At 73.9% G+C, this 19,331-nt stretch carries 20 protein-coding genes; 7 read left to right on the top strand and 13 right to left on the bottom strand.

Annotation, left to right across the window (positions count from 1 at the left end; translation table 11 throughout):
* Nucleotides 1-86 precede the first annotated feature (86 nt).
* Nucleotides 87-2,243 (top strand): elongation factor G-like protein EF-G2, encoded by a 2,157-nt coding sequence (locus MicB006_RS26580; protein ID WP_073827616.1) that lies wholly within the window; start codon nucleotides 87-89, stop codon nucleotides 2,241-2,243.
* A gap of 117 nt (nucleotides 2,244-2,360) precedes the next feature.
* Here MicB006_RS26580 and MicB006_RS26575 read toward each other — a convergent pair whose 3' ends face one another.
* The 4 genes from MicB006_RS26575 to thrS all read right to left on the bottom strand — a co-directional run bounded on the left by MicB006_RS26575 (nucleotide 2,361) and on the right by thrS (nucleotide 6,857).
* Nucleotides 2,361-3,362 (bottom strand): aldo/keto reductase, encoded by a 1,002-nt coding sequence (locus MicB006_RS26575; protein ID WP_192900341.1) that lies wholly within the window; start codon nucleotides 3,360-3,362, stop codon nucleotides 2,361-2,363.
* A gap of 181 nt (nucleotides 3,363-3,543) precedes the next feature.
* On the bottom strand, nucleotides 3,544-4,167 hold the full coding sequence (locus tag MicB006_RS26570; protein WP_116511843.1) for a hypothetical protein: 624 nt from the start codon (nucleotides 4,165-4,167) through the stop codon (nucleotides 3,544-3,546).
* Between the two features lie 32 nt (nucleotides 4,168-4,199).
* A complete protein-coding gene (locus MicB006_RS26565; RefSeq protein ID WP_043325006.1) occupies nucleotides 4,200-4,760 on the bottom strand; it encodes an HIT domain-containing protein in 561 nt (186 codons plus the stop codon).
* Between the two features lie 78 nt (nucleotides 4,761-4,838).
* A complete protein-coding gene (thrS, locus tag MicB006_RS26560; protein ID WP_116509803.1) occupies nucleotides 4,839-6,857 on the bottom strand; it encodes a threonine--tRNA ligase in 2,019 nt (672 codons plus the stop codon).
* Between the two features lie 203 nt (nucleotides 6,858-7,060).
* On the opposite strand from thrS, the gene MicB006_RS26555 reads away from it, so the two are divergent.
* Nucleotides 7,061-8,209, top strand: a complete 1,149-nt coding sequence (locus tag MicB006_RS26555; RefSeq protein WP_225980511.1) for a YcnI family protein — start codon at nucleotides 7,061-7,063, stop codon at nucleotides 8,207-8,209.
* A gap of 388 nt (nucleotides 8,210-8,597) precedes the next feature.
* Here MicB006_RS26555 and MicB006_RS26550 read toward each other — a convergent pair whose 3' ends face one another.
* Nucleotides 8,598-9,527: an ADP-ribosylglycohydrolase family protein gene (locus MicB006_RS26550; RefSeq protein WP_116509801.1), complete on the bottom strand. Its 930-nt coding sequence runs from the start codon at nucleotides 9,525-9,527 to the stop codon at nucleotides 8,598-8,600.
* A 73-nt stretch (nucleotides 9,528-9,600) separates the two neighbouring features.
* On the opposite strand from MicB006_RS26550, the gene MicB006_RS26545 reads away from it, so the two are divergent.
* The 3 genes from MicB006_RS26545 to MicB006_RS26535 all read left to right on the top strand — a co-directional run bounded on the left by MicB006_RS26545 (nucleotide 9,601) and on the right by MicB006_RS26535 (nucleotide 12,209).
* Nucleotides 9,601-10,290: a response regulator transcription factor gene (locus MicB006_RS26545; RefSeq protein ID WP_116509799.1), complete on the top strand. Its 690-nt coding sequence runs from the start codon at nucleotides 9,601-9,603 to the stop codon at nucleotides 10,288-10,290.
* Nucleotides 10,291-10,319: 29 nt separating this feature from the next.
* Entirely contained in the window at nucleotides 10,320-11,708 is a 1,389-nt protein-coding gene (locus MicB006_RS26540) for a HAMP domain-containing sensor histidine kinase (RefSeq protein WP_192900140.1), read from the top strand.
* A 225-nt stretch (nucleotides 11,709-11,933) separates the two neighbouring features.
* Nucleotides 11,934-12,209 (top strand): hypothetical protein, encoded by a 276-nt coding sequence (locus tag MicB006_RS26535; protein WP_116509797.1) that lies wholly within the window; start codon nucleotides 11,934-11,936, stop codon nucleotides 12,207-12,209.
* Here MicB006_RS26535 and MicB006_RS26530 read toward each other — a convergent pair.
* Together MicB006_RS26530 and MicB006_RS26525 are read right to left on the bottom strand one after the other, a co-directional pair.
* Nucleotides 12,166-13,191 (bottom strand): adenosine deaminase, encoded by a 1,026-nt coding sequence (locus MicB006_RS26530; RefSeq protein ID WP_116509795.1) that lies wholly within the window; start codon nucleotides 13,189-13,191, stop codon nucleotides 12,166-12,168. The genes MicB006_RS26535 and MicB006_RS26530 overlap by 44 nt on opposite strands.
* Nucleotides 13,188-13,979 carry a trans-aconitate 2-methyltransferase gene (locus MicB006_RS26525; RefSeq protein ID WP_116509793.1) on the bottom strand — a complete coding sequence of 264 codons (792 nt, stop codon included), beginning with the start codon at nucleotides 13,977-13,979 and terminating at the stop codon, nucleotides 13,188-13,190. The genes MicB006_RS26530 and MicB006_RS26525 overlap by 4 nt, the downstream gene beginning before the upstream one ends.
* 84 nt (nucleotides 13,980-14,063) lie before the next feature.
* On the opposite strand from MicB006_RS26525, the gene MicB006_RS26520 reads away from it, so the two are divergent.
* Both MicB006_RS26520 and MicB006_RS26515 read left to right on the top strand, forming a co-directional pair.
* Complete coding sequence (locus tag MicB006_RS26520) at nucleotides 14,064-15,047, top strand: aldo/keto reductase (protein WP_116509792.1); 984 nt, start codon at nucleotides 14,064-14,066, stop codon at nucleotides 15,045-15,047.
* Between the two features lie 82 nt (nucleotides 15,048-15,129).
* A complete protein-coding gene (locus tag MicB006_RS26515) occupies nucleotides 15,130-15,321 on the top strand; it encodes a hypothetical protein (protein WP_116509790.1) in 192 nt (63 codons plus the stop codon).
* A 92-nt stretch (nucleotides 15,322-15,413) separates the two neighbouring features.
* Here the strand turns inward: MicB006_RS26515 and MicB006_RS26510 are convergent, their stop codons facing one another.
* The 6 genes from MicB006_RS26510 to MicB006_RS26485 form a co-directional block, all read right to left on the bottom strand.
* Entirely contained in the window at nucleotides 15,414-15,617 is a 204-nt protein-coding gene (locus MicB006_RS26510) for a cold-shock protein (protein ID WP_007075740.1), read from the bottom strand.
* Between the two features lie 288 nt (nucleotides 15,618-15,905).
* Complete coding sequence (locus MicB006_RS26505) at nucleotides 15,906-16,178, bottom strand: DUF4235 domain-containing protein (protein WP_073827607.1); 273 nt, start codon at nucleotides 16,176-16,178, stop codon at nucleotides 15,906-15,908.
* A complete protein-coding gene (locus MicB006_RS26500; RefSeq protein ID WP_116509788.1) occupies nucleotides 16,175-16,516 on the bottom strand; it encodes a DUF3618 domain-containing protein in 342 nt (113 codons plus the stop codon). The genes MicB006_RS26505 and MicB006_RS26500 overlap by 4 nt, the downstream gene beginning before the upstream one ends.
* Nucleotides 16,513-16,947 carry a phage holin family protein gene (locus MicB006_RS26495; RefSeq protein ID WP_073827605.1) on the bottom strand — a complete coding sequence of 145 codons (435 nt, stop codon included), beginning with the start codon at nucleotides 16,945-16,947 and terminating at the stop codon, nucleotides 16,513-16,515. The genes MicB006_RS26500 and MicB006_RS26495 overlap by 4 nt, the downstream gene beginning before the upstream one ends.
* Nucleotides 16,948-17,206: 259 nt before the next feature.
* Nucleotides 17,207-18,406: a mechanosensitive ion channel family protein gene (locus MicB006_RS26490; RefSeq protein WP_116509786.1), complete on the bottom strand. Its 1,200-nt coding sequence runs from the start codon at nucleotides 18,404-18,406 to the stop codon at nucleotides 17,207-17,209.
* A gap of 78 nt (nucleotides 18,407-18,484) precedes the next feature.
* Entirely contained in the window at nucleotides 18,485-19,306 is an 822-nt protein-coding gene (locus MicB006_RS26485; protein ID WP_116509784.1) for a DUF1206 domain-containing protein, read from the bottom strand.
* Nucleotides 19,307-19,331 lie beyond the last annotated feature (25 nt).

Raw genomic sequence — 19,331 nt, 5'->3', positions numbered from 1 at the left:
GATATCGCCGCGGCGCCCGTCCCGGGTCCGCTCCCCCGTCGCCCGCGGCGGTCGCCACCACCACCGGTTGAGGGAGGTGCGCCGCGATGGCGCAGAAGAACGAGAAGGGTGTCACCGGCGGCGCGCCGGTGGTGACCGAGCCCGGCAGGGTTCGCAACGTGGTGCTCGTCGGGCACTCCGGCGCCGGCAAGACGACTCTCGTCGAGGCGCTGCTGGCGGCCAGCGGCACGATCAGCCGGGCCGGCGCGGTCACCGAGGGCACCACGGTCTGCGACCACGACCCCGCCGCCGTACGGCAGCAGCGCTCGGTGAGCCTGGCCTGCGCGCCGTTGACGCACCGCGACGTCAAGGTCAACCTGCTGGACACGCCGGGCTACGGCGACTTCGTCGGCGAGCTGCGCGCCGGGCTGCGCGCCGCCGACGCGGCGCTGTTCGTGGTCTCCGCCGTCGACGGCATGGACGCCGCCACCGCCGCCCTCTGGGAGGAGTGCGCCGCCGTCGACATGCCGCGCGCGGTCGCGGTCTCCCGGCTGGACCACCCGCGCGCCGACTTCGACGAGGCGGTGGCGCTGTGCCAGCGGGTCTTCGGCGACAACGTACTCCCGCTCTACCTGCCCATGCTCGGCGACGACGGCGAGTCGGTGGCCGGCCTGATGGGCCTGATCACCCGCCGGGTGTACGACTACTCCGCCGGGCTGCCGCCGGAGGTGCGCGAGCCGGACCCGCAGCACCTGCCGGCCATCCAGGAGTCCCGCGACGAGCTGATCGAGGGGATCATCGCGGAGAGCGAGGACGAGACCCTGATGGACCGCTACCTCGGCGGTGAGGAGATCGACCCCGAGGTGCTCATCACCGACCTGGAGACGGCTGTCGCCCGCGGCCACTTCTACCCGGTGGTGCCGGTCTGCGCGGAGACCGGCGTCGGCCTGGACGCGCTGCTCGACGGCCTGGTCGCGGCGTTCCCGTCCCCGCTGGAGCACGACCTGCCGGCGGTCACCGGGGTGGACGGCTCGCCCCGTCCGCCGCTGACCTGCGACCCGGACGGCCCGCTCGTCGCCGAGGTGGTCAAGACGACGGTCGACCGGCACGTCGGGCGGGTCTCGCTGGTCCGGGTCTTCTCCGGCACGCTCCGCCCCGACCAGGTGATCCACGTGTCAGGTCACGGCATGGCCGAGCGCGGCCACCCCGACCACGACGCCGACGAGCGGGTCGGTCACGTCTACACCCCGCTGGGCGCGACGCTGCGCGAGGTGGCCGCCTGTGTCGCGGGCGACCTGTGCGCGATCACCAAATCGGGCAGCGCGGAGACCGGCGACACCATCTCCGCCAAGGACGACCCGCTGCTGATCGCGCCCTGGGAGATGCCGGAGCCGCTGCTGCCGGTGGCGATCGTGGCGCGCAGCCGGGCCGACGAGGACGCGCTGGCCCGCAACCTGTCCCGGCTGGTCGCCGGTGACCCGACGCTGCGGCTGGAACGCAACGCGGAGACCCACCAGCTGGTGCTCTGGTGCATGGGTGAGGCGCACGCCGACGTGGTGCTGGACCGGCTGCGCGGCGGCGGGGTCGAGCTGGACACCGAGCCGGTCCGGGTGCCGCTGCGCGAGACGTTCACCGCCGCCGCGCGCGGGCACGGGCGGCACGTCAAGCAGTCCGGCGGCCACGGCCAGTACGCGGTCTGCGACATCGAGGTGGAGCCGTTGCCCCGGGGCGCCGGCTTCGAGTTCGTCGACCGGGTGGTCGGCGGCGCGGTCCCGCACAACTACATCCCGTCGGTGGAGAAGGGTGTACGGGCGCAGATGGAACGCGGCCTGGTCGCCGGCTGCCCGGTGGTGGACCTGCGGGTGACGCTCGTCGACGGGAAGGCGCACAGCGTCGACTCCTCCGACGCGGCGTTCCAGACCGCCGGCGCGCTGGCGCTGCGCGACGCCGCCGAGAAGGGCCAGCCCACGCTGCTGGAGCCGGTGGACGAGATCACCGTGCGGGTGCCGGACTCGTCGGTCGGCGCGGTGATGGGCGACCTGTCCGGGCGGCGTGGCCGGGTGCTCGGCACCGAGCCGGACCCGGAGGCCGAGGGCCGCACGCTGGTCCGCGCCGAGGTGCCCGCGACGGAGTTGCTGCGATACGCGGTAGAGCTGCGCTCGATGACCGCCGGCACCGGCACGTTCCGCCGCGAGTTCGCCCGCCACGAGCCGATGCCCGCCCACCTGGCCGACCAGGCCCGCAAGGAGTCCACCACCCGCTGACACTCGCCCCTCGCCCTGCCCTCTTTGCGGCGATCTTGCACTTGCGGCGCTCGCAAGGTGGGCATTCCGGTCATGTCAGGGGCCACAACCGCAAGATCGGCGCCGAGAGGGCGGGGGTCAGGGGCGGACGGCGGGGACCGGGGGCATCGGCCAGTACGGGCGGTCGGCGTCCCGGAGGGCGGCCGAGCGTACCGCCGCCAACTGCCGCTCCACCTCGGCGAAGTGATCCGGGGCGAGCGGTCCCCAAGCCAGCGCTGCCGCGTTCTCCTCGACCTGGGCGACGGTACGGGCCCCGGGGATCGGCACGGCGCGGTCGCTGCGCGCCCAGATCCACCCGATCGCCCCCTGCGCGAGCGTACGGCCGTCGGCCGTCAGCGCGTCGCGGACGGCGGCGACCCGGCGCAGCCACTCCGGCGCGGGCCGGCCGCTGCGGAACCACTCCAGCCAGGTCGGCCCGAGTCCGCGTACGTCGTCGCGGGGAAGCGTCGACTCCGGCGTGTACTTGCCGGTGAGCAGTCCCATCCCGAGCGGCCCCCGGGCCAGGCTGGCCAGGTCGTGCTTGTCGCAGGCGTCCAGCATGGCGGGGGCGTCCCGGAGCACCGACAGCGCGTGCTGCACGGCGGCGGCGCCCCGGGCGACCTGCGCGAACGCGGCGGCCCGGTCGGCCCGGTCGGTGCTCCATCCGTACGCCCGGATCAGGCCGTCGTCCATCAGGTCGTCGAGCGTGCCGATGAGCGCCTCGGCCCGGGGCAGCGGCAGGTCGCCGAGGTGCAGTTGGTAGAGGTCGATGTGGCCGGTGCCGAGCCGGCGCAGTGAGTCGGTCACCGCCCGGCGCAGGTAGTGCGGCGAGGCGTTCTCCCCGGTTGCCTGCCGGGCGCTCTCGTCGAACGTGTAGCCGAACTTCGTGGCGATCACGGCCTCGTCGCGCCGCCCGGCGAGCGCCCGGCCGAGCACCCGCTCGCCGTGCCCGGCGCCGTACGTGTCGGCGGTGTCGAACAGCGTGACGCCGAGGTCGAGCGCGCGGCGGACGGCACGTACCGACTCGTCGTCGTCGACCTGACCCCAGCCCAGCGGGCGGGCGCCCTCGGCCCAGGGGCCGCCGATCGCCCAGCACCCCATGCCGAGGGCGCTCACCTCGATGCCGCTGCGCCCCAACTGTCGCTTGTCGACTGCCACCGCCGCATCCTGTCATCTTCCGGGCGGCCGCGGGCCGGTTCCTGGCTCCTGAGTACGGTCACGGTCACGCGGCGTGACGACAGGCGGCGGACGGTCGCGGTGAACGCCGCCGCCCGGCGAGCCGTCAGCGCGCGTAGGCCAGCAGTACCGGCACGTCCTGGCCCGGCCAGGTGCCGGCGAGGCCGCCCGCCGCCGGAACGTCGGCCGGTACGGGCCGCCGGACCACCGCCAGCTCGACGTCCCCCACCCGGACCACCGTCACGCCGCCGTCACCCGGGTCGGCCGAAACCGGACCCGTCGGCACCGGACGGCCGGTACGGCTGCCGGTCAGCGTCATGCTCGCCGGGCGCGCCTCCCGCTTCCCGTCGACCTCGAAGTACTCCTCGGCCTGCCCGGCGTCGGCGAGCACGGCGGCGGCCAGCAGCGGCGGGTACACCGGGTCACCGCAGGCGTCGTACGCCCAGCGGCGGCCGAGCACCGAGTGCTCGATGACGCCCACCAGGTGCTCGTCCGCCCCGGCCAGCGGCGCGCCCCGGTAGGTCAGCGGCACCTGGAGCACCGAGCCGTCACCGGCGCGGACGAGCAGCGTCTCGACGCCCACCTCGCCGGCCGGGTCGTCGAACCGGTACGCCGCGACGCGGCTGACCGGCGCGCCCGCCTCGCCGGCGAACCACTGCCGCCCGGGCAGCCAGCCGGCGAGCAGTTCCAGTTTCGAGGGGCGCAGTTCCGCGCGGTGCAGGAGAGCCATGCGCGAGATCGTACTGTCGGGGCGGGCCGCCGTCAGGCCGCCGCCCACGCCTTCGCCAGCAACTCCCGGGTGTCGGCGAGGAGCTGGGGCAGCACCTTGGTGCGGCCGATCACCGGCATGAAGTTGGCGTCGCCGCCCCAGCGCGGCACCACGTGCTGGTGCAGGTGCGCGGCGATGCCCGCGCCGGCCACGCCGCCCTGGTTCATGCCGAGGTTGAAGCCGTGCGCGCTGGAGACGTGCCGGACGACCCGCATGGCGGCCTTGGTGAACGCGGCCAGCTCGACCGTCTCCGGCTCGTCCAGCTCGGTGTAGTCGGCCACGTGCCGGTAGGGGCAGACCAGCAGGTGGCCGGGGTTGTACGGGTAGAGGTTGAGCACCGCGAAGACGTGCTCACCGCGCGCCACCACCAGGCTCTCCTCGGCGGGCAGCCCGGGCGCCAGGCAGAACGGGCAGCCGGCCGGCTTCTCGTACCCGCCCTCGGGCCGGTCCTCGCCGGAGATGTAGGTCATCCGGTGCGGCGTCCAGAGCCGGTCCAGCCCGTCAGCCAGACCGTTGTCGCCGCCGTATCCGGTGTCCCGCTCCGCCCCTGTCACACCGGCGATCCTACGATCCGGCCCGGACCCGCGCCGAACCGCGCCGCCGCCGGGCGGCGGCGCGGTTCGGCGGAGCGTCTACTCGGCGGCGGTGGCGGTGGGGCCGGCGTTGGTACGCGACTCCACCACCTCGCGCACGTGCGCGACCGCTTCGTCGACCGGTACGCCGTTGCGCTGCGAGCCGTCGCGGTAGCGGAACGAGACGGTGCCGGCGGCCACGTCGTCGTCCCCGGCGATCACCATGAACGGGATCTTCTGCTGCTGCGCGTTGCGGATCTTCTTCTGCATCCGGTCGTCGCCCAGGTCGACGTCGGCGCGGATGCCGTGCCGGCGCAGCGTCGCGGTGAAGTCGGCCAGGTAGTCGCCGTGCTCCTCGCGGATCGGGATGCCGACCACCTGCACCGGCGCCAGCCAGGCCGGGAACGCGCCCGCGTAGTGCTCGGTGAGCACGCCGATGAACCGCTCGATCGACCCGAACTTGGCGCAGTGGATCATCACCGGCTGCTGCCGGGTGCCGTCGGCGGCCTGGTACTCCAGCCCGAAGCCCTTCGGCTGGTTGAAGTCGTACTGGATGGTCGACATCTGCCAGGTGCGGCCGATCGCGTCCTTGGCCTGCACGGAGATCTTCGGGCCGTAGAACGCCGCGCCGCCCGGGTCCGGCACCAGCTCCAGGCCGGTCTCCAGCGCGCACTGCTCCAGCACGGCGGTGGCCGTCGCCCAGTCGGAGTCGGAGCCGACGAACTTGTCCGGCCGGGAGTCGTCGCGGGTCGACAGCTCCAGGTAGAAGTCGTCGATGCCGAAGTCGCGCAGCAGGCTGAGCACGAAGCCGAGCAGGTGCTTGATCTCGGCCGGCGCCTGCTCCTGGGTGCAGTAGGAGTGCGAGTCGTCCTGGGTGAAGCCGCGTACCCGGGTCAGGCCGTGGATCACGCCCGACTTCTCGTACCGGTAGACCGACCCGAACTCGAACAGCCGCAGCGGCAGCTGCCGGTAGGACCGCCCGCGAGACCGGTAGATCAGGTTGTGCATCGGGCAGTTCATGGCCTTGAGGTAGTAGTCGCTGCCCTCCATCTCCATGGGCGGGAACATCGTGTCCTTGTAGTAGGGCAGGTGTCCCGAGGTGTGGAAGAGACCTTCCTTGGAGATGTGCGGCGTGCCGACGTAGTCGAAGCCCTCCTCGATGTGGCGCGCCCGGACGTAGTCCTCCATCACCCGCTTGAGCACGCCGCCCTTGGGGTGGAAGACCGGCAGGCCGGAGCCGATCTCGTCGGGGAAGCTGAACAGGTCGAGGTCCGCGCCGAGCTTGCGGTGGTCGCGGCGCGCGGCCTCCTCCAGGAGCTTCAGGTACGCCTTGAGCTCGTCGCGGGTCGGCCACGCGGTGCCGTAGACGCGCTGCAGCTGCGGGTTCTTCTCCGACCCGCGCCAGTACGCGGCGGCCGAGCGCATCAGCTTGAACGCGCCGATCAGCCGGGTGTTCGGCAGGTGCGGACCCCGGCACAGGTCGGACCAGCAGACCTTGTCCTCGTTCGCGGCGAGGTTGTCGTAGATGGTCAGCTCACCGCCGCCCACCTCCATCACCTCGGAGGAGTCCAGCCCCTCCCCCTTGACGTCGATCAGCTCCAGCTTGTACGGCTCGGCGGCCAGCTCGGCCCGCGCCTCGTCCAGGTCGGCGAACCGGCGGCGGCGGAACCGCTGGCCGGACTTGACGATCTCCTGCATGCGCTTCTCGAGCTTGGTCAGGTCCTCCGGCTGGAACGGCTTGTCGACGCCGAAGTCGTAGTAGAAGCCGTTCTCGATCGGCGGGCCGATGCCGAGCTTCGCCTCCGGGAAGACGTCCTGCACCGCCTGGGCCAGCACGTGCGCGGTGGAGTGGCGCAGCACGTTCAGCCCGTCCGGGCTGTCCAGCGCGACCGGCTCGACAGCGACCTCCTCGGCCGGACGCCAGTCCAGGTCGCGCAGCTGGCCCTGCGGGTCGCGGACCACCACGATCGCCTTCGGCCCGCTCATCGGCAGGCCGGCCGCGGCCACCGCGTCGGCCGCCGTCGTCCCGGCGGCGACGACGACGGGGTCGGCCACGACGGGGGTACGGGGTGCGGACACGGTGACTCCTAGTCGTCGACGGTACGGATGGGCCGGTGACCGGCCCCTGCGATGCTATCGGTCGCCCCGGCGCGGGCCGTCGCCGACGCCGCTGCCCGCCGGCAACGAGTTCGGTCCGCGTTGAACCTTTTCGCCCCGCCGCCCGAACTACCAGGTGGGGCCGGAGCCGGTACCGGCCCCGGTCGAGACGGATGGGGGCGACGATGAGGATGACCCGTCAGGGCCGGTGGGGCGCTGCGCTGCTGGCTGCGGTGCTCGCCGGAGCGGTGAGCTGGCCGGGCGCGGCGAGCGCGGCCGGGGTGACCGTCACGACCTCACCCGCCGAGGTACGCCAGGGCGACGCGATCCAGTTGTCGGTGGTGGTGCCGGCGGACCGGCCCGGCAGCCGCACCACCAAGATCGAGCTGACCATGCCCCCGGACGCCCCGATCGGCGAGGTGTACCCGCTGTCCGTGCCGGACTGGGCGCCCACCATCACCACCCGCACCCTGGACCAGCCGGTCCCCGGCATGCACGCGGCCGAACTGAACCAGGTGACCCATGCCGTGACCTGGCTGCGGGTGCCCGGCACCGGCGGCGGAGCGGCCCAGCTGCCACTCGGCATGGGTCCGATGCCCGCCACCGACCGGCTCACGTTCACAGTGGTCCAGACGTACGCCGACGGCACCGTCGTGCGGTGGGCCGAACCGGCCGGCGGCAAGCACCCGGCGCCGACTGTCGAACTGCTGCCGCCGCTGCCGGGCACCATGGCGCACAACGGCGACCCCGGTACGAACGGCGGCGCGCACAGCGGTCACGGCGCGGCGGGCGGCGCCCAGGGCGGTGTTCCCGGCGGTGTTCAGAACGGCGCTCCGAACGGCGCGGCGCCGGCAGCCGGCGCGGCAGACGACGGGCCGAGCGCGGACCTGCTGCTCGGCGGCGGCCTGCTCGCCGGACTGGCCGGCGGGGCGGCGATCGGCTGGCTGCTCAGCCGCCGCCGGCGCGACACCATGACCCTGCCGCCCGACGACAGCCCTACCCCGGACGACAGCCTTTCCCCCGACGCGCCCGCCGCGACCGAGCGCCCGGACGAGGACAACCGCTCCGACTCCCCCGAGCGTGCCGTCGCCCCCGCCCCAGCCGCCGACCCCCCAGCGCACGACTCGCCCTCCAGCGGCCCGTCACCGGACTCGCCCCGCAGCGGCCCGTCACCGGACTCGCCCGTCGGCGACCCGGCACCCGATTCACCCCACGGCGGCTCGGAACCGCATTCGCCCGTCGGCGACCCGGCACCGGATTCGCCCGATTCGGGGAGCGCCGCGCACCCGCTCGGCGAGCCCGTGCCCGCTGGTGGTGCGCGCCGGAACGCATGATCGACTCCACGTCGCCGAGGTGGCTGCATCCCACCCCCGTCGACCCCGCCACCTCCCCGAAGTGGCGCGCGTCCCCCGGTCATCACCGACCGTGACCCACACCTGTTCGGGGAGATTGCCGCATCGCGCCCCCGTTGACCCCGCCACCTCCCCGAAGTGGCGCACGTGCCCCGGCCACCACCGACCGTGATCCACACCAGTTCGGGGAGGTTGCCGCATCACGCTCCCCTTGACCCCGCCACCTCGCCGAAGTGGCGCACGTGCCCCGGCCACCACCAGCAGTGATCCACACCAGCTCGGGGGAGTTGCGACATCACGCACCCCTCAACCCCGCCACCTCGCCGAAGTGGCCCGCATTCCCGGTCAGGACGAACGGAAAGGCGGGCGGTCAGGCGGGGGTGGTGACCCAGCCGGGAAGCGGCTCGCGCGCGGTCAGCCAGTCCTCCGGGACGCCGCCGGGCCCGCCGACCCCGGTGTACGCGGCCACGGTCCCGCCCACGATCGCGGCCGTGGTGTCCACGTCGCCGCCCGCCTCCACGCAGGCGCGGATCGCGGCGGGGTAGTCGTGCAGCAGCGTGGCGGCGACCCAGAGCGTGAACGGGACGGTGTCCTGCGCGGTGACCCGGGAACCGTTGCCGAGCGCGTCGGCGACCTCGGCGGCCGGATGACCGAGCAGCGTGGCGGCCCGGCGTACCCCCCGGTGCACCTCACCGGCCGGGTCGAGCGCCCCGGCGACGGCGGTGAGCAGCCGGGCCGGCTCGGGGCGGTCGCCGTCGAGGCGGGCGCGGGCGGCCAGCGAGGCGGCCACCGCGACCGCCACCGCGCCGGCGACGCCCTCCGGGTGGGCGTGGGTCACCTCGGCCGAGGCGCGGGCCTGCTCGGCGGCGCGCCGGGTGGAGTCGGCGTACCAGGCGCCGAGCGGCGCGACGCGCATGGCCGCGCCGTTGCCGCAGGAGCCCTGCCCGTCGAACGCGGACGCGGCGGCCACCGGCCACGGCGTGCCGGTGCGGATCAGCCGCAGGATCGTCACCGCTCCGGGCCCGTACCCCCGGTAGGGCTCGCAGCGCTGCGCGAACGCCAACGCCAGCCGGTCGGGGTCGATCCGCCCGGCGGCGGCCAGCTCGGCCACGACGGAGCAGGCCATCTCGGTGTCGTCGGTCCACTCCCACGGCGGCGCGGGCAGCCGGCCGGCGGCGAGGTCGTCCGGGTGCCGGCCGGGGACGAAGAACTGGGAGCCGAGGGCGTCGCCCACCGACAGCCCGGCCAGCGCGTCGCGGGCGAGCGTGAGGCGGGTGTCGGGGAAGAGCGTGAACGTCATCGCCGTCCCAGCTTGCCCGCTTCGCCGGACCGCCGCAACGCGACCGGCTTGCCACACCTTGTACGGTGCTGACGTGGCAACCGTCCTGCTGGTCGAAGACGACCACGTCGTGCGCGGCGCCATGCTGCGGTCGCTCACCGACCGGGGGCACGCGGTGCACGCCGTCGGCACCGCGCTCGACGCGCTGCGCCGGGTCGCCGCGGAGGCACCCGATCTCGTGGTGCTCGATCTCGGCCTGCCCGATCTGGACGGCTCGGACGCGCTGCGCATGCTGCGCGGCATCACCGACGTGCCGATCATCATCGCCACCGCCCGCGACGACGAGCAGTCGGTGGTGCGGCTGCTGCGGGCCGGCGCGGACGACTACATGGTCAAGCCGTTCACCGGCGCGCATCTGGACGCCCGGATCACCACTGTGCTGCGCCGGGCCGGCCGGGCCAGCCGTACCGTCGCGCCGGCCGTGCACACGGTCGGCGGCCTGCGGGTCGACGTGGGTGAGCGCAGCGCGGTGCTGGACGGCGAGCCGCTGGCACTGACCCGCAAGGAATTCGACCTGCTGGCGTATCTCGCCGCGCGCCCCGGCCGGGTAGTGTCCCGGCGGGAACTCTTGGAGGAGGTATGGCGGCAGCCATCGGTCGGCGAGGACCAGACCATCGACGTGCACCTGTACTGGCTCCGCCGCAAAATGGGCGAGTCCGCGGCGAAGCCGCGCTACCTGCGCACCGTGCGGGGGGTCGGCTTCCGGCTGGTGGCGCCGGACTGAGGCTGTCGCTGGCCGCGCTCACGGCCGGCATGTGCAGCCTGGTCGCGCTCGCCTTCCTCATTCCGCTCGGGCTCACCCTCGCCGACCGGTCCCGGGAGGCGGAGCTGGCCGACGCCGCGCGCCGCGCCGCGCTGGTGACCGGCGCGCTGGCGGTCAGCACCGACACGGCGGCTGTCGAACGGGCAGTGGTGGCCGCGGCCGGCGGCGACCCGACGCTTCGCCCTGTCGTGCACGGCATCGGGGCGGACGAGTCCGCCGGCCGGGCCGACGCGGCAGCGCTCGCCGACGCCGCCGAGCAGCGCCGTTCGGTGGTGACCGAGGTGGACGGCGGGGTGCTGCGGCTGGACCCGGTGGTGCTCGGTGAGCGGGTCGCTGTGGTGGAGGTCTTCGTACCCGACGAGGTGCTCGACGACGGCGGCGGACGCTGGCTGCTGCTGCTCGCGGTGGCGCTGGCGCTGGTCGGCGCGGCGGTGGTAGTGGTCGACCGGGTGGCGGCCCGGGCCGTGGACGCCACCGGCGACCTGGTCAAGGCGGCGCTCGCGGTCGGCGACGGCGAGCTGGGGGTACGGGTCGAGCCGACCGGCCCGCGCGAGCTGGCCGAGGCCGGGCACGCGTTCAACCGGATGACGGAACGGCTGGTGGCGTTGCGCGCCGACGAGCACGAGCTGGTCGCCGACCTGTCGCACCGGCTGCGTACGCCGCTGACCGCGCTGCGGCTGGACGCCGAGGCGCTGGAGTCCGACGACACGAGCATCGGCACGTTCAGTGAGGCGGAGCTGGACCGGCGGCGTGGCATCCGGCGCATCCGGCAGGCGATCGTCACGCTGGAGGGCGAGGTCGACCAGCTGATCAAGACGACCCGCAAGGCGGTGAGTCAGGAGTCGGCTCCGGCGTCGTGCGACGTCAGCGAGGTGGTGCGGGACCGGATGGTGTTCTGGTCGGCGCTGGCCGGGGACCAGAACCGGCCGCACCGGGTGGTCGGGGCGCAGTTGCGCATCCCGGCGCCGGTGCCCCGCGCCGAGTTGGCCGCCGCGCTGGACGCGGTGATCGGCAACGTGTTCCGGTACACGCCGCAGGGCACCGCGTTCGAGGTGGCGGTGAGCCGCCGGGACGGCTGGGTGGCGATCCGGATCGACGACGCCGGGCCGGGCATCCCGAACCCGGACCGGGCGCTGCGCCGGGGCGAGAGCGACCAGGGCTCCACCGGGCTCGGGCTGGACATCGCCAAGCGGGTCGCGTTGCAGGCGAACGGTTCGGTGAGCATCGACCGGGCCCGGCTCGGCGGGGCCAGCGTGGTGATGCTGCTGGCCGATCCGGACGCGGCGCCCCGGCCGGTGAACCGGTTCGGGCTGGTCGGCCGGATGGCCCGGGACGCCCGCGAGCCGCGTGCCGGACGGCGCTGGCCGCGCCCGCGCTGACACCCTGGCTGTGGGGCGGCGCAAGTTCTCCTTAAAGGTGGTTTAACGACGGCCGGGAAACCGCCGTGAACTGCCAGGATTACCGACAGAACCCATCAGTTCCGTCGGCCGGGACGCCCCGTAACACCTTTCGGCCGACGGATCGGTGCGCGCGACGGGAGTTCGGTCCCCCCACACCTCGCTCCCGTCGCGCGCTCTCCCGTCGCTCCGGGCGAGGTGACCGTCATGACGCCGACTGTCGGCCGTCTGCTCCGCTGGGCCGCCGTGATCGGCCTGGGCGTCGCCCTCACGCTCGCCTTCTGGCAGGACCCGGTGCTCGCCCACGGCCCGGTCCGGCCCACGGCTGTCGCGTCCGGCCCCGCCGCCGCGCTGTCCGCGCTGGCCCTGGCCGGGGTGATGCTGACCGCGCGGCGCCGGCCGCCGCGGGGATCCCGGCGACCGACGCCCGTACGGCCGCTCAGCGTGCCGCGCTCGCCCGGTACGCGTCGATCTCGGCGCTGATCCGGGCCTGCTCGGCCGGGGCCAGGAACGCCGCGGCGACCGCGTCGCGGGCCAGCTCGGCGACGCCGTCCGGGCCGAGTCGCAGCAGCCGGGCGGCCACCGCGTACTCGTCGTTGAGGGTGGTGCCGAACATCGGCGGGTCGTCGGAGTTGATGCTGACCGGCACGCCGGCCTCCACGATCCGGGGCAGCGGGTGCGCGTCGAGGCTGGGCACGGCCCGGGTCCGCACGTTGGAGGTCGGGGAGATCTCCAGCGGGATCCGCCGCTCGGCCAGGTAGGTGAGCAGCGCGGGGTCCTGCGCGGCGGAGATGCCGTGGCCGATCCGCTCGGCGCCCAGTTCGCGCAGCGCGTCCCAGACGGTTTCCGGGCCGGTGGTCTCGCCGGCGTGCGGCACCGAGCGCAGCCCGGCCGCGCGGGCCTGGTCGAACCAGGGCTTGAACTGCGGCCGGGGCACGCCGATCTCGGGGCCGCCGAGGCCGAAGCTGATCAGCCCGTCGGGTCGTTCGTCGAGCGCGATCCGCAGCGTCTGCTCGGCGGCGGGCAGGCCGGCCTCGCCGGGGATGTCGAAGCACCACCGCAGCGCGATGCCGAAGTCGGCCTCGGCGCGCTTGCGGGCGTCCTCGATGGCCTCGCAGAACGCCGGCGCCGGGATGCCCCGGTTGACGTGCGAGTACGGCGTGACCGTCAGCTCGGCGTACCGGACCTGCTGGCGGGCCAGTTCCCGGGCGACCTCGTGGGTGAGCAGCCAGACGTCGTCGGCGTCGCGGATCAGGTCGACGACGCTGAGGTAGACCTCGATGAAGTGGGCGAAGTCGCGGAACGCGAAGTAGTCGGCGAGCGCCTCCGGGTCGGCCGGCACCGGGCTGCGCCCCTCGTGCCGGGCCGCCAGCTCGGCGACGATCCGGGGCGAGGCGGAGCCGACGTGGTGCACGTGCAGCTCCACCTTGGGCAGTCCGGCGATGAAGGTGGGCAGGTCGGTCACGAGTTCTCCTCTGCGCGGGCGCCGGTGCGGGCCACCATGAAGACCCGGCGGAACGGGAAGTACACCAGACCCTGCCGCACCGGGTACGCCTGCGCGAGCCGTACCCCCAGCTCGGCGCGGAAGGCGTCCCAGCCGGCGGGGTCCAGCGCGGCGCGGACCGGGCGCAGCGCCGTGCCCTCCATCCAGGCCAGCACCGGGTGGTCGGCGCCGGCGGCGGGCAGCAGGTGCACGTACGTAGTCTCCCAGGTGTCGGCCGCGCAGCCGGCGTCGGCGAGCAGCGTGGCGTAGCCGACAGGCTCGTCGACGGGCGCCTCGCGCAGTTTGGCGGCGAGCGCGTCCCGCCACCGGTCCTGGGCGGCGACCGAGCGCAGCAGCCGGTGCGAGGGCGCGTCGAAGTTGCCCGGTACCTGGAACGCCAGCCAGGCGCCGGCCGGCAGCTCGGCGGCCCAGCGGCGGAGCAGGTCGCGGTGTTCCGGCACCCACTGGAGCACCGCGTTGCCGACCAGCACGTCCACGTCCGGCTCGGGCCGCCAGTCGCGGAGGTCGGCGACGGCGTAGCCGACCGGGCCGCCCTCGGCGTTCGCCCGCGCGACCATCTCCGGGGAGGAGTCGAGGCCGGTGACGCGGCTGCCGGGCCAGCGGTGGGCGAGCGTGGCGGTGAGCGTGCCGGGACCACAGCCGAGGTCGACCACGGCGCGTGGCTGATCGGCGCCGACCCGGGCCAGCAGGTCGTGGAAGGGCCGGGAGCGCTCGTCTCCGTAGCGCAGGTAGGTGTCTGGATCCCACATGGCAGCCTCCAAACCGTACGTACGTCTTGTTGGACCGTACGGCCCGCCGCGCGCGACGGCAAGCGGCTCACTAGGCTCGGCCGGGTGGAACAGCGCAGCTTCGACCGGCTCGGCCGGCACGTCGGCATCATCGGACTCGGCGCGTGGCAGCTCGGCGCGGACTGGGGCGAGGTCAGCGAGGACGCGGCGCTCGCCGTGCTGGCCGCCGCCGTCGACGCCGGCGTCACCTTCCTGGACACCGCCGACGTGTACGGCGACGGACGCAGCGAGGCGCTGATCGGCCGGTTCCTGCGCTCCCGCCCCGGGCACGGGCTCACGGTGGCCACCAAGATGGGCCGCCGGGTGGAGCAGACGCAAGAGGCGTACACGCTCGACAACTTCCGGGCCTGGACCGACCGGTCCCGGGCCAACCTCGGCGTCGACACGCTCGACCTGGTGCAGCTGCACTGCCCGCCCACCGCGGTCTTCGCCGACGACCGGGTCTTCGACGCGCTGGACACGCTCGTCGACGAGGGTCGCGTGGCCGGGTACGGCGTCAGCGTGGAGACCTGCGACCAGGCGCTCACCGCCATCGCCCGGCCCGGCGTGGCGAGTGTGCAGATCATCCTCAACGCGGTCCGGCACAAGCCGCTGGAGCAGGTGCTGCCGGCCGCCGCTGCCGCCGGGGTGGGCATCATCGCCCGGGTGCCGCTCGCCAGCGGCCTGCTCTCCGGCCGCTACGACGAGAACACCACGTTCCCGGCGAACGACCACCGCACGTTCAACCGGCACGGCGAGTCGTTCGACGTCGGCGAGACGTTCTCCGGCGTCGACTACGACCTGGGCCTGGCCGCGGTGCGCCGGCTCGCGCCGCTCGTCGGCGACGACCGCACGATGGCGCAGTTCGCGCTGCGCTGGATCCTCGACCAGCCCGGCGTGACAGTGGTGATCCCCGGCGCCCGCTCGCCCGAACAGGCACGGCGCAACGCCGAGGCGGCCGGCCAGCCGGCACTGACCGAAGTGGAGCTGGCCGCGGTGCGGGCCGCCTACGACGAGCTGATCCGCCCGCAGGTGCACGACCGGTGGTGAGCCGGACGGCCGGCGCGGCGTCGCCGGCCGCCCGCGCCGCCGGGCATGCTGGAGCGGAACTGTCGTCGTCGGAGGGGGAACGATGAGGGGTTGGTTCCGGCTCACCCTGGGGCTGCTCGCCGTGGTGCTGGGCGCGCTGTGGACGGTGCTCGGGCTCGGGTACGTCGAGGGCAGCGTCCTGAGCGACGAGCGGAACTGGGTGTACGTGGGCGTGGCGCTGATCCTGATCGGACTCGCCGGGCTGTGGTGGGGCATGCGGGCCCGACGTCGCTGAGGCGGCGCGGCCGGGCACGGCGAAGCCCCGCCTCCCGTGCGGGACGCGGGGCTTCACGACGCTCCAGCCGGCGTGACCGGCGCTGCGTCAGCTCAGATGGGGCGGACCTGCTCGGCCTGCGGACCCTTCTGACCCTGGGCGATCTCGAACTCCACCCGCTGGTTCTCCTCCAGCGTGCGGTAGCCGCTGGTCTGGATGGCCGAGAAGTGGACGAACACGTCAGCACCCCCGCCGTCGACGGTGATGAAGCCGAAGCCCTTGTCAGCGTTGAACCACTTCACGGTTCCCTGCGCCATGTCTATCTCCTTCTAAAACTGGCGGCCGAGCACGCCGTGCGGCCGATTGGCCGTTTTCGAGCAGCGGCGCCTGAGACAGCCCCCAGTACCGGAGACTTCGCTCAACCCACGCGTCTCGCAACAGCGTGAGAAAGCAAACCACGTACGCAAAAACTTCGCACAGCCTAGCCGACGAAATTCTCCGACATGTGACCTGAAGGTCGCGCCGACAGCGCTGCGCGGCCCCGCCGGAGCCATGCGAAAGGCCCCTTCCCCGCGCTCGGGAAAGGGGCCTTTCCGGCCTTTTTCTCAGTCCGGCCAGCGACCGGTGAGCCGGCGTACGCCGACCGCTCCACCCCTGTCGACGGCGGCCCGCACCACCGAGAAGATCGCCCCCTGCAGGGCCGCGGCGGCGAGCACCTCGCCCCAGCGGCGCTCCTCGTCGGTGGCACTCGGCGCCTCGCCGTCGCCCGCCGTCAACTTCCAGACCTGGCGGAAGATCATGCCGGCGACGGTACCGGCGGCCAGGCCGAGCAGTACCCCCACCGGCTTGTACGCCGCCTTGCCGACCTTCCCGCTCACCTGCGCCTCCCTCGGACGATCGCCAGCACCACCACTGTCACCAGGGCGCCGGCCGCGATGGCCGCCCACGGCAACGGATTGCGCCCGACCGCCTCACCCTTCTCGTACGCCTGCGCCCGGACCAGCCGGGCCCGCTCCGCCGCGCGACCGCGCACCCGGGCCGCGGTCAGCGACGCCTGCTCGCGCATCCGCGCCTTCGCCTGCTCCGCGGAGTGCCGCACCAGCGCCTTCGGGTCGGCCCTGGCCGCGAGCAGCTCCACCGTCTCACCGAGTTCCACCCGGGTCCGGCGGATCTCCTCCCGGAGCGCCGCCACATCCCCGGTTCCGTTGCCGGTCATGCCCGTCTCCCGTCCTTCACCGCGGCGGTGACCGTGTCGACGTCCGCCCGCACGCTGCGGACGGCCGCCTCGGGCACCGGCGGGACGGCACGGCTGACCTGCTTCTTGCCCACCAGCGCCAGAATCCCGGCGAGCAGGAACAACGCCACCGCCACGATCAGGGCCGCCAGCCACGCCGGCATGACCAGCGCCAGCAGCAGGATCACGGTGGCGACCAGGGCGCCGGCGCCGTAGAGCGCCATCACCCCGCCGCCGCCGAACAGACCGATCCCGATCCCGGCGTGCTTGCCCTTCTGGGTCAGTTCCGCGCGGGCCAGCGCCAGCTCGTCCCGCACCAGACGGGTGACCTGCTCGGTGGCGCGCTGGACCAGTTCCGCGGTGGACGGCTCGTGCCCGGTCCGGGACGTGCTGCGACTCGCGACGTCAGCCATGCTGTCCTCCTTTCGTCATCACCGCGCTGTATGCCCGGAGTCGCCGCCCGTCAATCCTGCGCGGCGCGGCCGGTCCGCCCGGCCGCGCGCCGCCGGAGCCCTGTGCTCACGAGCACCGGATCCGGGGCGTGCGCACCACGTCCCCCGCAACGGGCCGGGCAAACCCGGCCGGCCCGAAAGTCCCCGAAAGCTCCCCCTCCGCACGCGGGGAGCCCTCGGCGCCGGTGGGCGGCCGAGGGCTCCGATCGGGGTACGCGGGTCAGCGACGCGCCTCGGCGTGCTCCTCCCGGCTGCCCACGAACACCTCGCTGCGGGCCTCGCCGTCGTCGCTGCCGCCGAAGACCCGCGCGTCGTCGGGCGCCTCGGTGCCGGCCGGGCGGCGGACCGGGCGGCGCGGCTGCGCCGCCTGCCAGGGCAGCGGGCCGGTGGCGTCGCCCACCTCGGCACGCAGCCGGGGCAGGGCGGTCGGGCGCTGGTCGCGTACCCAGGTCACCAGGTGCTCGCGGACCAGGCAGCGCAGGTCCCACAGGCTGCCCGCGTCGGCGGCGCTGACCAGCGCGCGGACCTTGACCATGCCGCCGGTGGCGTCGGTCACCTGGAGCACGCAGACCCGCCCGTCCCACAGCTCGGTGCCCTCGCACAGGCGGCGCAGCTCCTCCCGCATCGCCTGCACCGGGATGGCCCAGTCCAGGTCGAACTCGGCGGTGCCGAGCACCGCCGCCTCGGTGCGGGTCCAGTTCTGGAACGGCCGGCTGGTGAAGTACGAGGTGGGCAGGATCAGCCGGCGGTCGTCCCAGACCTGCACCACCACGTAGCTGAGCGTCAGCTCCTCGATCCGGCCCCACTCCCCCTCGACCACCACCACGTCGTCGAGCCGCACCGCGTCGCTGAACGCGAGCTGGAGACCGGCGAAGACGTTGCCGAGCAGGCTCTGCGCGGCCAGCGCGGCGACGGCGGCGATCACACCGGCGGAGGTCAGCACACCGGCGCCGACGCCGCGTACGGCCGGGAACGTCATCAGCATGACGCCGACGGTGAGGATCACGATCACCGCGATGGTCAGCCGGCGCAGCAGCACCACCTGGGTACGCACCCGGCGCGCGTGCCGGTTGTTCGGCACGTCCACCCGGAACCGGGCCAGCGCGGTGTCCTCCGCCACCACCAGCAGCGAGGCCACCAGCCAGGCGGTCGCGGCGATCATCGCCAGCACGAGCGTGTGCAGGACGAACTGCCGCCACGGGCTGCCGACCGCGTACAGGGTGGTGAACCGCACCGCGATCTGCACCGCGACCACTGTGGCGGCCACCTGGAACGCGCGGTGCGAGTGCTCGGTCAGCTCGGTCATCAGCAGCGAGCGGCGGCCGAGCCGGCGGGTGACCCGGTGCACCACCTGGGCCAGCACCAACGCGATCGCCGCCGCGGCGAGCGCGGCGGCGATGGTCACGACGTAACTCTGCACTAACTCTCTCTCCCTCCGACCGGGCGGAATCGGGCGCAAAGACCCAATGGTGCCCGGCGGCCCGGGTATCGACCAGGATCAGACCTTGCGGTACCGGGACTGGAAGAAGCAGTAGACGCCGAACGCGGCGATGCCGAGCGCCATGAGCGCCAGCAGCCACGGCCCGTACGACTGGTCGCGCAGCGTCCGCAGGGCGGCGTCCAGGCCGCGCGCCTTCTCCGGGTCGTAGTTCACCGCGGCGACGACGACCAGCACGCCGGCGATGGCGAACACGCCACCCCGGGCGGCGTACCCGGCCATGCCGAGGCGGCGGGTGAGCTGACGGGTCTTCGGGCTCATCTCGCCGGTCTTGAGGTTGCGCTCGAACTTCTTCTTCAGGCCGTAGATCACCATGCCGACGCCGAGCGCGGCGAGCGCCAGGCCGGCCAGCCCGACCAGCCACCGGCCGCCGTCGGAGGCCATCAGCTTCTCGGAGAGCTGCTGCTGCTGGTCCGAGGCGTTGGAGCTGGCGTCCTTGAAGACCTGGATCGCGGTCCAGCCCAGCCAGACGAAGACGACGACCCGGGCCGCCGAGGCGATCCGTTCGAACAGTCGTTCCTTGCCGGTCTTGGAGACGTGGCCGGAGATCGCTTCGAAGGCCTGCCAGATCGCCATGGCGAACAGGCCGACAGCGACGGCGATCAGGAGGAATTTCCCGAGCGGCTGTTCACCGAGGGTGCGCAGCGCGCCGTTCTGGTTTCCCTCCTCGCCCGAGTTACCGAAGGCGATCTGCAGCGCCAGCCAGGCGAAGAGGAGGTGCACCACCCCGTATCCGATGAATCCGGCACGGGTCAACAGTTCGAGCCACCGGCTGTTTCGAGCCTGGGAGGCGGTGGCTCCGGCATTCCGGGTGAGAGACATGAGCCCTCAATCTCCCGGCGGGCGA

The organism is Micromonospora sp. B006, from assembly GCF_003408515.1.
In the GTDB taxonomy this organism is placed as follows: Bacteria; Actinomycetota; Actinomycetes; order Mycobacteriales; family Micromonosporaceae; genus Micromonospora; species Micromonospora echinospora_A.
The sequence above is the reverse complement of the archived record's forward strand: the minus strand, read 5'-3'. Positions and strand labels throughout refer to the sequence as shown.

Coding starts and splice junctions, on each gene's coding strand:
- MicB006_RS26580 (WP_073827616.1), top strand. CDS start 87: ATGGCGCAGAAGAACGAGAAGGGTGTCACCGGCGGCGCGCCGGTGGTG.
- MicB006_RS26575 (WP_192900341.1), bottom strand. CDS start 3,362: ATGGGGTGCTGGGCGATCGGCGGCCCCTGGGCCGAGGGCGCCCGCCCG.
- MicB006_RS26570 (WP_116511843.1), bottom strand. CDS start 4,167: ATGGCTCTCCTGCACCGCGCGGAACTGCGCCCCTCGAAACTGGAACTG.
- MicB006_RS26555 (WP_225980511.1), top strand. CDS start 7,061: ATGAGGATGACCCGTCAGGGCCGGTGGGGCGCTGCGCTGCTGGCTGCG.
- MicB006_RS26550 (WP_116509801.1), bottom strand. CDS start 9,527: ATGACGTTCACGCTCTTCCCCGACACCCGCCTCACGCTCGCCCGCGAC.
- MicB006_RS26540 (WP_192900140.1), top strand. CDS start 10,320: ATGTGCAGCCTGGTCGCGCTCGCCTTCCTCATTCCGCTCGGGCTCACC.
- MicB006_RS26535 (WP_116509797.1), top strand. CDS start 11,934: ATGACGCCGACTGTCGGCCGTCTGCTCCGCTGGGCCGCCGTGATCGGC.
- MicB006_RS26525 (WP_116509793.1), bottom strand. CDS start 13,979: ATGTGGGATCCAGACACCTACCTGCGCTACGGAGACGAGCGCTCCCGG.
- MicB006_RS26515 (WP_116509790.1), top strand. CDS start 15,130: ATGAGGGGTTGGTTCCGGCTCACCCTGGGGCTGCTCGCCGTGGTGCTG.
- MicB006_RS26510 (WP_007075740.1), bottom strand. CDS start 15,617: ATGGCGCAGGGAACCGTGAAGTGGTTCAACGCTGACAAGGGCTTCGGC.
- MicB006_RS26500 (WP_116509788.1), bottom strand. CDS start 16,516: ATGACCGGCAACGGAACCGGGGATGTGGCGGCGCTCCGGGAGGAGATC.
- MicB006_RS26495 (WP_073827605.1), bottom strand. CDS start 16,947: ATGGCTGACGTCGCGAGTCGCAGCACGTCCCGGACCGGGCACGAGCCG.
- MicB006_RS26485 (WP_116509784.1), bottom strand. CDS start 19,306: ATGTCTCTCACCCGGAATGCCGGAGCCACCGCCTCCCAGGCTCGAAAC.